Below are 13,404 nucleotides of genomic sequence, written 5' to 3' on the forward strand. Positions count from 1 at the left end.
GAAATTATTGGCAACAATCACATCAAAGCGATAAGTACACATAAGTAGCTTCCCACTTTTAGGTAGTTCCCTAATGAATAATTGATAAATTTTGACAATGCCATACTAAACTTTCCGGGTAGGTCGTACACAAGACTAAAGAATTACGCATAGCAACCTGTATATAATACAGGTTGCTACTAATTCAACCGCATCAGTTATGACAGATTAGTTATAATTAGCAAGCTAAAAATGAGCATGAATATTTTTTAGGTTCAACCAAACACAAGTCGTACAAATTTATTTAAGTTTGTATCTATAATCTAAAGGCTATGGCAAATACGACCACACAAAATAAACTGAAACACGAACAGATCCAATACATCGAATTTCTATCGAAGGATCTTCAAGAAATCAAAAAATTCTATACGGCCAGTTTCGATTGGAACTTCACTGATTTCGGACCAGACTACACGGCCTTTGAAGGCGACTATATCGATGGTGGATTTACAACAGGTACACCCGCAAAAGGAAGCATACTGATTGTTCTTTATTCAAAGGATATCGAATCGACCTTGAAAAAGGTAATCAAAGCAGGAGGTATCATCGCGCAGGATATTTTCAGTTTCCCCGGAGGTAAACGGTTTCAATTTATCGATCCAGATGGTAATGAATTGGCCGTTTGGTCTGAATAAAACCGTACCACCAGCATGAACCGTGCGAGTCGTCCAATGGGACTCGCCTGTATATGTTCCGAAATGCAGTATCATCTGCACGAAAATCAAAACTGGAATCAATTTTAGGGCAGTATATTTGTACAAAAATTAACTGACTTGAAACAATTGACCATATGCATACTTTTACTGACGTTCTTATTTCAGACGTTCAGCAAGATTGGTATGCTCGTCGATTACAAGCTCAATACAATAGCATACGCTAAATTCTGTCTCAATAAAGACAAACCACTCATGCACTGTAACGGTCAGTGCGTACTGATGCAGAAATTAAAGAAACAGGCTGAAAAGGAAACGAAACAAGCACCTGTAAATCTAGACCAACTTGCCTATATCCATCCTATGGATATCTTCGACTTCAAAAAAAACAAATACAATCCGCAGATCCGTGTTCCAAAATACGATTTGAAAGATAATATGTACACCTTTCAATTTGCAGAAACCATCTTTCATCCCCCACTCTACACCGCTTAATGGCATAAGTCAACTGACGAAATCTGTCCAATAAGTTTTTTCATCTTTCACGAATCATATAGAACTGCACACGCTATCAAGAGCGCCAAAAACAACCCTAAAGCGTATACAGACACGCGCTGTATGCTCATTTATTGAGCTAGGAATATCCGATGCGTGGCATATTGCGCATGCCGAACATCTGCTGTTTGTGGTAGTACATTTCAGGGTGAATCTGATGCTGACCTACACCATGCGCGTGTGCACAAAAATCAATGTGAAGCTTATGAAAAATAGTGCTAGCCCAGCGCAAGATTTCGTCAGTAACCGAGTCGTGGATAATCTCTAAAAATTATATAAACACATATTTTATTAAAAATGAAAACAATTACACGAAGTATAACAGTAGCTGCTAAGCACTTGTATCTAATACCGCTAGTCTTATCCATGTACAGTTGCAACCATACAACGAAACAAACAATAGCAATAACTGACATGAGCAGTTCAGATTCAACCGTAGATCTATCCCACATGATACAGCTCGCGGATACGTTATATGACAGTAAAAAAATATCACTCTGGACCTCCGATAGGCTATCAAATAAGTTCGAATCCCTATACCTTAAATATGAAAATGATAAAACGAATTCAGCTGCCTCATTAGATTATCAAATCGTAATGGATATGGGAATGATGTCACATCCGGGACCATCTTACCCACTAGTGAATTTAGGAAATGGAGTCTACCGTGCTGATGTGGTCTTTAACATGGCGAATATAAAAGATATGGGAAAGGGGTGGCTATTCAAGACCATTGTAAAAGAGGAAGACAAAACAGACACATTAATATTTTCATTACCAGTACACCAAGACTCCTTTACGCGTACCCTACTTACTAAAACAAAGCGTAATGACCAGCTATTTGTATCGTGCTTACTTCCTCAGGAAGTTAAAGTAGGGAAACAGACCATAGCCTTTGTCTTGAGTAAAAAGGATAAAGAAATCTTGTCCAATGTCGATGACTATACAGTAGCGATCGAACCTTTTATGCCCGCGATGAAACATGGTTCTTCAGAAAATGAACATGCAAAAAGCATTGGAAACGGAAAGTATTCAGGGATGATCCATTTTTCTATGCCTGGAGAATGGATCGTTAAAGTGAAGCTTATGAAAGATAAGGAAACCCTATCGGAGGATACCCTCATTTATACCGTCAAAGTAAAGTAACACCCTATAAAAATTATATAAACACTAATTATATTAAAATGAAAACGATGAAAACAGAAGTACGTAGCAAAATCGCACGCGCAGCAGTGCTGACCCTCCTCCTATCCTTATTTTACGCATGTAGCAAGACTGAAGCTCCCTTACCAGACCAAGAAAAAGTAGGGCAATTCTCTATCGAATTTGACAATATCGTAGGTGAAGAGACTTTAGCTTTGGAATCAAGGGTATATAAAAATGCAAAAGGAGAACCTTTTAGGATCAAACTATTACAATATTTCATCAGTAATATCAAAGTGTATAAAACGGATGGAAGTAGCTATACCGTACCCCAAGATTCAAGTTATTTTTTAGTGAATGCTGCAGATCGGACAACACGATTTACAAAAGTAAACGTGCCTGAAGGAGATTACAGTAAAATCGAATTTGTGATCGGTGTAGACAGCCTTAGAAATACCATGCCCGTAGAAAAGAGAACCGGTGTACTTTCCTTCGATGCAGAGGAAGGACATGGAGGTGGCATGTACTGGGGCTGGAACAGTGGCTACATCTTTTTCAAAATGGAAGGCTACTGTGATCTCATTTCGGATGATCAACAAGGAGATCCTACGGGAAATAAACAGTTCAAATACCATATCGGTGGATTTGGTGGTTACAGTGCCCCTACGATCAACAATATCAAAACGGTTACCGTAGACCTTAAAAACGCAGGCACAGCACAAGTGAGAGCCGGATTACGCAGTAATGTCCACCTATTTGTCGATATCATGAAAGTGTTCAATGGTCCCCATAATTTTAGTATAGTAGCGCACCCCAATGTTATGTTCAGTGATTACAGCGTCAATATTGCCAATAATTTCCCGAGTTTATTTACGCATGATCATACTGAAAATTTTGTAAAGAGTGAAGAAGAGCTATAGAGGATGAAAAAAATAGCAGTGATTATTGGACTTTTAGTCTTGGTTTGGGCATGCAAAAAAGGAGAAGAATCGCTTCCAGAATTGTTCACAGGATTCGTGAAGCCGAGCAATTTTCCAGAGCCAGTGTATAATTTCGCAAGAAACACGATCACAAAAGATGGATTTGAATTGGGCAAACGCCTATTCTTTGAGCCTAGGCTATCGCGCAATAATACCATCGCCTGTGGAAGCTGTCATATTCAATCTTCGGCTTTCACCCATCATAGTCATGATGTGAGCCATGGTATTGACGACCGTCTCGGCATACGCAATCCCATGCCCATCATGAATATGGCTTGGCAAAAAGAGTTCTTTTGGGATGGTGGAGTATTCGACCTCGATCTGACAGCAGTAAATGCCATAACCAACCCGGTAGAAATGGATGAAACCGTTCCAAATGTGCTCAAAAAATTACGCGCACACCCGGATTACCCGGCGCTATTCAAAAAAGCATTTGGGACCGCCGAAATCACAGATGCGCGCTTTTTTAAAGCACTCTCGCAATACATGTTAATGGCTGTAAGCAGCAATTCAAAATACGATCATGTCATGCGCAAAGAGGAAGGCTATTCATTTACAGATCAGGAGCAAAAGGGCTATCTCTTCTTTCAGAAAAACTGCTCATCCTGCCATAGCGAACCGTTATTTACGGACAGGAGCTACCGCAATAATGGACTTTCCCCTAATCGCGCGCATGACACGGGTAGAGATTCTGTAACCTTGAATGTTGCAGACAGATACAAATTTAAGGTACCCAGTCTTCGGAACCTATCGTATACCGCACCCTATATGCACGATGGTCGTTTCTTGACCCTCAATCGCGTGATCGAGCACTACCGCGATGGCATGGTGGACTCTCCGACCTTAGACCCCATCTTTAGGCGTGCTGACGGTTCGCTGGGTATAAGCATGACCGATGAGGAAAAAAATAACTTGATCAGCTTCCTCAAAACATTGGATGATCGGGATTTTGTAACCAATAAACTATTGGCCGAACCCGAAATAGGATCAGGATTTACCGTGAACTAACTAACTAACTAACTAAATAACTAACTAAATATGCACACTATAAAAATAGATACAAATGAATAATAACAATCGAATGGGAAAATATATGCGATACATCTTATTGACACTATTGGCCTGCGGTATCGCGATACCCTTTTCAAAAGCATGTGACATCTGTGGATGTGGAGTAGGAAGTTATTATATAGGTATCCTCCCCGATTTCAACAAGCGATTCGTCGGTCTTCGCTACCAGCATAAATCCCTCCTCTCCCACCTTGGACCAACCGGCAATCGCACACCACTTACGGCTGATGAAACCTATCAAAGCATGGAGATGTGGGGAGCCTGGAACATCGGGCAGCGTTGGCGGGTAATGGCCATTCTACCGTATAACTTCAATGCCCGTAGCATTAAAGGCAGTGGAGAGCAGGGCGAAAAAAATGGATTGGGAGATGTCGTAGCCATGGGGTACTTCAAAATATTCGAAGAAGCAACCAGCACCTCATCCAATAAAATGCTGGTCCATTCGCTCTGGCTAGGTGCTGGCATAAAAGCTCCTACAGGCAAATACGACGCAAGTGAACGCAGCAATACCGCGCAAGACGCTCCCAATAATTTTCAATTGGGGACAGCCAGTACGGATTTTATGGTCAATCTGGCTTATGATGTCAGATTAATGGATGTCGGCTTGAACGTCAATGCCACCTATAAAATGAATACAGAGAACAAGTACGATTACCGATATGCCAATAAATTTACGACCAATGCCCTCGCTTATTACAAGTTCAATATCCAGAACAAAGTCCGTATTGCACCCAATGCTGGCCTAATCTATGAAACCCAAAGTAAGGATGTGGTCTATGGAAAATATGATGTGGCACAATCTGGCGGGCACTCCACTACAGGCATTATAGGGGTAGAAGTCAACCTTGGGAAAATATCCTTTGGCGGCAACTACCAATCACCGCTCGACCAGAACCTTGCAGACGGTCGCGTACAAGCAGGAGACAGGTTTCTCACCCATGTATCCTATAGCTTCTAACAAGCTTATTTAACTTGCACAATCATCATCGCGCTATCCTTAAATACAGAATAGCGCGATGATGATTTCAGGACAGCAACACATCTATCCTATTGGCTCCTTATTGCATCTTCCTAAACTCTTCAGGTGTATGCCCATATTTTTTCTTGAAGAAGGTTATAAAATAAGATACATTTTCAAATCCAAGTTCAAAAGATATCTCAGCTATTTGCTTATAGGTATGAATGAGCAGCCTTTCAGCTTCCACAAGTACACGATCACGGATCATCTGCCCAGCAGATATTCCCCTCCGTTCCCGGCAGAGGCGATTGAGATAATTGGCCGAAATAAAAAGCTGGTCCGCATAAAAAGAAGGAAAGCGTTGATTGGCATATCGCTCTTCCAATAAGCGTTCAAAAGAAATAACCTTTTCTTCCTTTTCATCTTTCGGCAATGACACCATTTCGGGAAAGACATTCCGATCCAATGTTTCTAAAATAATAGTTAGATAAGACCTTAATATATTTTTAGCATCAGGATGCCTGTAGCGATACTCCCTTTGCATCGTTTCCAAAATCACATTCCAGACCTGCCTCTCCTCCGGCACCAGAGCTTGTGCTTGCATTTTCTGTTCCCTCAAGAAAGAAAAATGAGGATGCCCATCATCATGCTGTTGTGTAAAAAGACAGGCTTCAAACAGCAGCACCCAACCTTCCTTTTTCTCATTTTCATCTAATACCCGCAACACAGTACTTGGACTAAAGGAAATTACCTGCATACTTTCCAATCGACAAGCATACTTGTCCATGTTGATGTTTATAACACCCGATGTCAAATAGATGACCGTATAAAATGTCCGTCTATTGGGTAGATGCAGTTCTTGAAGACAGCCCAAACCATCCTTTTGAAGGTTGTAAACAATAATCCCATTATGAGCAGGGTCAAGATGACCCAACGTTAATGTATTGATATTTCCGGTTTTGATAACCATAGATAAGGTAAAAATGTGAAGTGAGATTCTAGCGGAGTACGACGAGTCGTTTGCCCATATACTGCAAAGACAACGTGTATCGCACGTATTGTTCTCATCAGCAATTCGATAAAATAGCATGATAAAGCCCTGAACGCTAAGTTTCAAGAACTAAAAAAATCAACATAATAATTACGAAAACTAAGCTCTTTTAAGCGAGGATAGCCGAAGAATTAGCTGTAAAAACAGATAAAGGGAGATGCTGTGGATTGGGGGGACGCAGCATACGATTAAAAACATGAAAGGTATAAAGTGTATTTCTCTGATCAAAATTTGGTTGTTGATCCATATCCTCTTGCAACCATGGCGATATCAGATCGGTGGTTGATGCAAGCACAAAAAAATTCGCTTCTTTTATTTTATTCTCAATATTTTTCTTTTCATTATCGCGCGCTTTTTTCATTTTCTTCATCAGCACACAGTTACCTTCACAGTGTAATTGCGGGTTGCCCCTATTTTCACAGAGGTATTGCGCTATATAATCGCGATTGATATAAAAGGCACTTATAATCACAAGACCCCAACATGCTTGGATAAGCATGAGTACGGATAGGATATATAAAAGTGTTCTTTTCATGAACTGCAAACTTAGATAAATTAATTGAATTCCTTGAAAATGGAACTACAAAGTATTATCGAGTACAAATTTAAAAACGATACAGATCGAAGAGATGATCTATTGTTTACAGTTCGTATTGTAATGGAATACCAGTCCCTATCTCACGATTCAATATCTCTTCAGGAGAAAGTTTCTCCAGATACATCACCAACGATCTCAGGCTATTGCCATGAGCAACGATCAATACATTTTTCCCCTCTTGCAACATGGGCATGATCGTCTTTAAGAAATAAGGAACAGTACGGTTATAGGTATCTTTCAGGCTCTCACCTCCAGGAGGAGGGATATCGTAAGACCGACGCCAGATATGCACTTGGTCATCACCAAATAATTTAGCTGCATCTGCTTTATCCATCCCTTCTAGATTCCCATAGCCCCGTTCATTCAAGGCAGCATTCTTAATAACCGGAATATCTTGAAGTCCACAGACATCTTGTATGATCGCTAACGTATGCTCTGCTCTTACCAAACATGAAGTGAACGCCACATCAATAGGAATATCTTTGATCAGCATACCTGCATGATAAGCCTCTTTTCTACCCTGTTCTGTCAGATCCACATCTTTCCTTCCCGTAAATCTGTTTTCAAGATTCCATTGCGATTGTCCATGCCGAATAAGAATTAATTTCATTGTGATCTTTTATTATTTTTCTAAAAATTGCTCCTTAAGTAACTTAAAAAGCAGTTCTTGTTTTATTTTACCTTGATTTGTTTTGTCGACAAAACTTACATAGTTCAACGCACTTCTCCTCAGTTTCTGCATGTATCTCGTCCATATTCAACATGTTATTTTTTGCCAGATGCAGCAAATAGTAAACACTTCGTTTTAACATACTCTCGGTATCCTCATGTTTACCTAACACTTCATAGGTATTAGCTAGATTATTACAGGAGATAATATATACCTGAATGAAAGGAATCTGCAAACGGATACAATCCGAAATATGATTGTTCAATACCTCAGCGCGACACAAAGCATCTTCATACCCCGATAGCGCATTTTTAAAATCTCCTTTTTCAAAATGCATATTGCTCGAGGATGTCAATGTCTGCCAATAGTTTTCTGTTTGGCTCATACAGGTATAGTTCATATTATTTCAAATTATTGTTAGCAAAATCCCAGTTTATGATCTCCCAAAACCCTATTAGATTATTGACATAAGCAACATGGTGTTTACCATAGTGTTAATAAAAAGTTTCTTCCGTAACGATCGGGTTCAATGCATTTACATCATAGGGTGGTTCGGGTAACACGTGTGTAATCTTCATTATTTTTTAATTTTCTGTTTCAATATTTTAATTGCTCTTTTTAACTGCCCGACTTGATGCAGTTGCTCGGTAGCTTTCTTCATATTCATCTGCATCAAATTATTATCTCGAATATCCCGTTCCAGATAATTCCTTTTCACTTCCAGTAATTCTATTACGTAATCCATAATCAAAACATATTTTACAACTTAGCTTAACAAAAGTAATAAGTTAGCATGACCTAACAAAATTATTAGCTTGTTATTTTTAATGAGATGTGGTTTGTCCATAATTCAGTAGATATAGGTGATATACATTAACTATTACGGATAGAGAAAAAAAGATGATCTTCAACAAAAAAGGTTGGCCTCCCTTTAGTAAAGTTTAAAAATTTCTCAAAAAGAAGGCCAACCATTACTACTATTAAATTGTATGCAATTAATAGTAGATACGATCTTTTGCTGTTTTACATCAATCCAAACTTCAATCCCAAAAAGAATGTTCTCGGTCGACCGGGACCATAGATATAGTTGCTATCTCTATTTTTTCCGATATCAAAATCTTTCTGATATTGGTTGAACATATTTTGTACACCAATATTAAATTGTAAATCTTGCTTAACTTGATTTAGGGTAAAACGATACGAGAACTTAACGTTATTTTCCAAATATGTAGGTGAAGTATTCACTACATCTGCATCAATACCTGGAGCACCAGCGAAATGGGGAACCAGCATAGGTCCTGTCAATACGCCCGACAATACGGCATTGAAGCGATTTTGAGGCCAAAAACTAAGGGTATAAAAACCGTAAGTATCCGGTGAGCGTAAATATTTTTTATTCCCTTCGAGTTCCGATGACCAAGAAACAGCTTTATCATAAGTTGATTTTTGGAAGGTTACCCCCATTTCAAACTGCATTTTTTGATCATAATTCAAACGGCCTTCTACAGTTACCCCTCTTACGGACGAATTACCTCCATTTTTGCGCAGCAATTGTTGATTACCATTTTGGTCAACGCCCACTTCTTCCAAAACAAAGGTATCGTACAAACGTGTAAAGAATCCATCAATAGTAAAACCATATATAAAGTGCTCACTTGGTTTGTTAAAATCTAGAGAAGCGTTGAAGCTATTAGAAGTCTCTTCCATCAGGTTAGCATCGGTCCTTATTACGGACACCCCACCACCTGCAAACGCCATGTGCATATCGGTTTCCAGTGCCTGTGGTGCTTTAAATCCTCTTGCATAGGAAGCCCTTAGTTGGATTTCGCTTCCTAACTTATATAGCGCACTGAATCTGGGTGTCAGTACGAGTTTATCGATACGATTGGATTTATTGAGCCTAAGTCCGGACAATAGTGTCAACTTATTGTTTATCTCCCAATCACTCTGCAAAAAAGCACCGAATAAATTGACATGCTGATCGATCAGGTAATCATATGCTTTGATTTCATCAAAAGTATATTCGTACTGATTCTCTACTCCTGTTGTAAAGGTATTCTTTCCATTCAAAAAATTATTGGCAATATAATTATATTGTACACCTCCATGCATGGAATGATTTTTAGTACGGCCCCAAGCATCAATCTGATCTATACCGGTATAATGGGTTCTTTTCGTATTCTGTGCAGAACCGTATACACTGAAAGACTGATCCTTATCTTTCGACTGATGTTCATAATTAAATCCACCTACTACTATATTATGCAAGCGATACTCCGATTGATCGGCTTTATCAGCTTGTAAGTCCAATTTATTTCCACCTTTTCTCTCCTCATTGATACTCCATCCATTTATTTCTAATTTATCTTGAGGAGTTAACTTCAGGAAAGAGTTGAATCCGAAGGAATTATTTAACAATAGCGGCATTTCGGAATAACCATCGCCATTTGCATCATAAGAGTCGCGATCTCGATGAGAGGCGAAAATTGAGACTCCTGCATTTTCCTCCTCATTTACGACCGTAAGGTTTGCATTGAAAAAATGGTCTAATGTTTTTTTACCAATCAAAGAAGTATTATTAGAAATCGTAAAGGAGCTTTTTCGCGGTTCTTTGGTCAATATATTGACCGTTCCAGCGATAGCAGAAGAGCCATACAGAACTGATCCTCCGCCCCTTACTACCTCAACGCGGTCAATCATATTGGCCGGTATCTGTTCCAATCCATATAAACTCATTAATGAACTAAATACGGGACGGCTATTGATCAATACCTGAGAATAAGAACCTCCTAATCCATTCATCCTCAACTGGGTGTAATTACAGGTTTGGCAATCAGTTTCCATTCGTAACCCCGGTTGGAAACACAGACCATCGGCTAGTGTATTGGACTGCGTGATATCGAATGTTCTACTATCTAAAATATTAACAGCCACAGGGCTTTCCAATCTGCGACGAGCGGTTCGGGTTCCTGTAACCACTACACTGTTCAATCGGTTGGTCATCGATATCAATTCCACATTCTTTACATGAGGTTGCGTACCGTTGACACTTAACTGTAGCGTTTTTGTGCTAAAACCTATAAAACTCACCTTTATTGGGTAATTACCCAAGGGGATATTATTAAGCTCATAATATCCAAGACTATCCGCTTTGGTTCCAATACCCAAAGTAGGTATAGTGATCGTAGCCGATTCAATAGGCTCACCCTCACTGTCCGTTATCTTACCTTTCAATTGACTAATCTGAGCTGAAATCGTCAAATGTATTAATGTCAGACCAAATGTTACTAGAAAAAATTTAATGTTCATCATGTATATCTTATTTGTTAGTTTAGCAAAACTACAAAGTTTGCACATGCTAACAAATATTTTCTAACAATATTGTTAGCCTATGCTAATAATTTGTATTTTTGTAATAATGATATCCCATACAGAAGAAAATTACCTAAAGGCATTATTTACGTTGACCTGTACAAAAGGTGAAGCAAGCGTGAACGAGTTAAGTAAGTTATTAGATATTAAGATGCCTACGGTAAATGGTATGATGAAACGACTGAGCGAAAAAGACTTAGTTGTTTATGAAAGCTATAAGCCACTAAGACTTACGGAAAAAGGTCAGAAAGAAGCATCTTTGATTATCCGTAAACACCGTCTGACCGAAATGTTCCTTGTTGAAAAAATGGGATTTGGATGGGAAGAAGTACATGACATTGCCGAACAGATTGAACATATTCAGTCTCCTGCTTTTTTTGCAAAAATGGATCAAATTTTAGGTTTTCCCGAAGTCGATCCACATGGATCTCCTATACCTGATGCAAATGGGAAGTTAAAATTAAAGAAATTCATCAAATTAAGTGACTGTAAAACAGGTGATGTGGTCAAATTTATGGCTGTAAAACCTTCTTCTGAAGAATTGCTTCGATTTTTGAGTAGTCGACAACTTTTACTAGGGGCTATTATCACGGTTGTATCCATTGAACCATTTGACAAAAGTATGGTTGTCAATTATGCGGATAGCACTAGAGAAGTATTGAGCAACATGGTATGTGAAAAATTACTTATTGAACCTATTATGAAGTAGATGTTCACCAAACGATAATCTGATACCTTATTTGTTTCACGCAAAATTCAGTTGCCCCTTTTAATATATCCTCTTTTAATCCTAATATTATAAGAACATTAAAAAAGGCTGCAAATGCCACACTTGCATCACCCTTTTCAATCAAATATAAATTAGATCGCGCACCTGCACGCTCCGCTACCTGAATAGTCGTCAGCTTACGTCGCTTCCTCGCAAGTTTTATCTGCTCGCCCATCTGTTCTAATAATTGATTATACCTAGAGAAGATAATTTGACTCTTCTTACTCACCTTCAAAAGATTTGCTATTTCACGCAGAATTCCGCTCTCCCACAATCTCGATGCCGTAATGAACAGAAATTGAAAAAAAATTCCATCATTAAATCAATATTTTTTGAGAAGCAGGATTTATTTAGCATGATACAATAAAAAATGCGCACTTGTAACAATAAAAGAGTCGCAAATGACCCATTAATTTTGCAACAGATGTAACAAAAAAAGTGGGTCATTTGCGGTAACACTCCCTCCGATTTCTTCTTTATCTTAGTCTTAGTTCAAATAGCCAGTAAAACGAAATTAGGACTGCAACAATTATAAGATAGCTCTTTTGACAAATATCACCCTTTTGGGTGTCCATATAGAGCATTGTAATTGACTAGAAAGCTAAGCTGTTGGAACCATGCTTTTGATTGTTTTTTTTCATTTTCGGTTTTTGATGTAGGCCCGCGCCACTTCCCTTACAAAAGAGTAAATGTTGGTGCGGTGCCTATTATCAAGTCGAAAAACAAAAGCTGGCAAACGATAAAAGGGCGATGCTGAAAACCCTGCAATAGAGTAAGCGAAAAGTGAAACTTAGGTTTGCAAAGTATTGGACGATGAGAACATGGTATCTTTTTACACCCAAGCAAGGCACACGATTGGACCCAGTGGATCCCCTTCAATACACACGCTATGTGGTAGGCAAGAAATCGCCATCCAACAGAGACTGTTTCCGATAAGATCTATGCCATCAAAGCCTGCTTTGATTCCGCCGGATTACCCATCATTGATGAATCGCTTCAGAGAGAAATGGCTGCAAGCGTTCATTCCGGTCGCGATGGTGAGAACATCATTTTAAAACAGGAATATTATATCCCATAAGTCTACCTCAACATCAGGAGTTTGCCAAAAATCCTATAAAAGAGTAGGCGTTACTTAAAAGTTTAAGCTTTTTGATCCATAAAAGCACTACAATTATGCCTTGGTACTTATATACACTAACTACCCCCCCTTCAGACCCTTGCGATCCCAATAATTATACATTATATGGCCCTACAGCACCCCCATGTCCCGGTGCAAACATATATCTCTGTGCTATACGAGCCCTTGATCATATGGGCAAGCCTATTATTACAGCTGCATTATGTGCGGAAATAATTTATGCCCTTCAAAATGGAATAGAGACCCCTAATGTACTTTTGAAACCTATCTAAAAACAGAATACAATTATATACTAAAAAGCACAAAGGAATCCGTAAAGGTGAAGATCAGCTATATGGCAGTCAAGAGTTTACTAACAAAACAACTAAACAAAATTTCCTCTACCCAATAGTTGATGATGATAATCT

15 protein-coding genes are annotated in these 13,404 nt (G+C 38.9%); 8 read left to right on the forward strand and 7 right to left on the reverse strand.

From position 1 onward, the window contains the following. The first annotated feature begins 311 nt into the window (after positions 1-311). From ACFX5U_RS15270 to ACFX5U_RS15295, 6 genes are all read left to right on the forward strand, one after another. Entirely contained in the window at positions 312-674 is a 363-nt protein-coding gene (locus tag ACFX5U_RS15270; protein ID WP_280566236.1) for a VOC family protein, read from the forward strand. Between the two features lie 138 nt (positions 675-812). Continuing rightward, positions 813-1,187 (forward strand): hypothetical protein, encoded by a 375-nt coding sequence (locus ACFX5U_RS15275; RefSeq protein WP_144243344.1) that lies wholly within the window; start codon positions 813-815, stop codon positions 1,185-1,187. A gap of 357 nt (positions 1,188-1,544) precedes the next feature. Then, entirely contained in the window at positions 1,545-2,393 is an 849-nt protein-coding gene (locus ACFX5U_RS15280; RefSeq protein ID WP_400261276.1) for a FixH family protein, read from the forward strand. A gap of 47 nt (positions 2,394-2,440) precedes the next feature. Beyond that, a complete protein-coding gene (locus ACFX5U_RS15285; RefSeq protein ID WP_400261277.1) occupies positions 2,441-3,310 on the forward strand; it encodes an MbnP family protein in 870 nt (289 codons plus the stop codon). Between the two features lie 3 nt (positions 3,311-3,313). Continuing rightward, positions 3,314-4,378 carry a cytochrome-c peroxidase gene (locus tag ACFX5U_RS15290; RefSeq protein ID WP_400261278.1) on the forward strand — a complete coding sequence of 355 codons (1,065 nt, stop codon included), beginning with the start codon at positions 3,314-3,316 and terminating at the stop codon, positions 4,376-4,378. Between the two features lie 307 nt (positions 4,379-4,685). Continuing rightward, positions 4,686-5,399 (forward strand): transporter, encoded by a 714-nt coding sequence (locus ACFX5U_RS15295; protein WP_400261279.1) that lies wholly within the window; start codon positions 4,686-4,688, stop codon positions 5,397-5,399. A 100-nt stretch (positions 5,400-5,499) separates the two neighbouring features. Here ACFX5U_RS15295 and ACFX5U_RS15300 read toward each other — a convergent pair whose 3' ends face one another. The 6 genes from ACFX5U_RS15300 to ACFX5U_RS15325 form a co-directional block, all read right to left on the reverse strand. After that, on the reverse strand, positions 5,500-6,369 hold the full coding sequence (locus ACFX5U_RS15300) for a helix-turn-helix domain-containing protein (protein WP_400261280.1): 870 nt from the start codon (positions 6,367-6,369) through the stop codon (positions 5,500-5,502). A gap of 190 nt (positions 6,370-6,559) precedes the next feature. Then, positions 6,560-6,985, reverse strand: coding sequence for a hypothetical protein (locus ACFX5U_RS15305; protein ID WP_400261281.1), 426 nt, complete (start codon positions 6,983-6,985; stop codon positions 6,560-6,562). Between the two features lie 106 nt (positions 6,986-7,091). Next, the gene (locus ACFX5U_RS15310) at positions 7,092-7,658 is read right to left on the reverse strand and encodes a 2,3-diphosphoglycerate-dependent phosphoglycerate mutase (protein WP_400261282.1); all 567 of its coding nucleotides are present in this window, start codon (positions 7,656-7,658) and stop codon (positions 7,092-7,094) included. Positions 7,659-7,725: 67 nt separating this feature from the next. After that, entirely contained in the window at positions 7,726-8,103 is a 378-nt protein-coding gene (locus ACFX5U_RS15315) for a hypothetical protein (protein ID WP_400261283.1), read from the reverse strand. 192 nt (positions 8,104-8,295) lie between these two features. Beyond that, positions 8,296-8,463: a hypothetical protein gene (locus ACFX5U_RS15320; RefSeq protein WP_400261284.1), complete on the reverse strand. Its 168-nt coding sequence runs from the start codon at positions 8,461-8,463 to the stop codon at positions 8,296-8,298. Positions 8,464-8,741: 278 nt separating this feature from the next. After that, a complete protein-coding gene (locus tag ACFX5U_RS15325; RefSeq protein WP_400261285.1) occupies positions 8,742-11,030 on the reverse strand; it encodes a TonB-dependent receptor domain-containing protein in 2,289 nt (762 codons plus the stop codon). Between the two features lie 106 nt (positions 11,031-11,136). Here ACFX5U_RS15325 and ACFX5U_RS15330 point away from each other — a divergent pair, with 106 nt between their 5' ends. Then, a complete protein-coding gene (locus ACFX5U_RS15330; protein WP_400261286.1) occupies positions 11,137-11,799 on the forward strand; it encodes a metal-dependent transcriptional regulator in 663 nt (220 codons plus the stop codon). Positions 11,800-11,803: 4 nt separating this feature from the next. Here the strand turns inward: ACFX5U_RS15330 and ACFX5U_RS15335 are convergent, their stop codons facing one another. Further along, positions 11,804-12,088 carry a helix-turn-helix domain-containing protein gene (locus ACFX5U_RS15335; protein ID WP_400261287.1) on the reverse strand — a complete coding sequence of 95 codons (285 nt, stop codon included), beginning with the start codon at positions 12,086-12,088 and terminating at the stop codon, positions 11,804-11,806. Between the two features lie 944 nt (positions 12,089-13,032). Here ACFX5U_RS15335 and ACFX5U_RS15340 point away from each other — a divergent pair. Further along, positions 13,033-13,269: a hypothetical protein gene (locus tag ACFX5U_RS15340; RefSeq protein ID WP_400261288.1), complete on the forward strand. Its 237-nt coding sequence runs from the start codon at positions 13,033-13,035 to the stop codon at positions 13,267-13,269. The last annotated feature ends 135 nt before the right edge of the window (positions 13,270-13,404 follow it).

The organism is Sphingobacterium sp. SG20118 (assembly GCF_044740685.1).
Classification (GTDB): domain Bacteria; phylum Bacteroidota; class Bacteroidia; order Sphingobacteriales; family Sphingobacteriaceae; genus Sphingobacterium.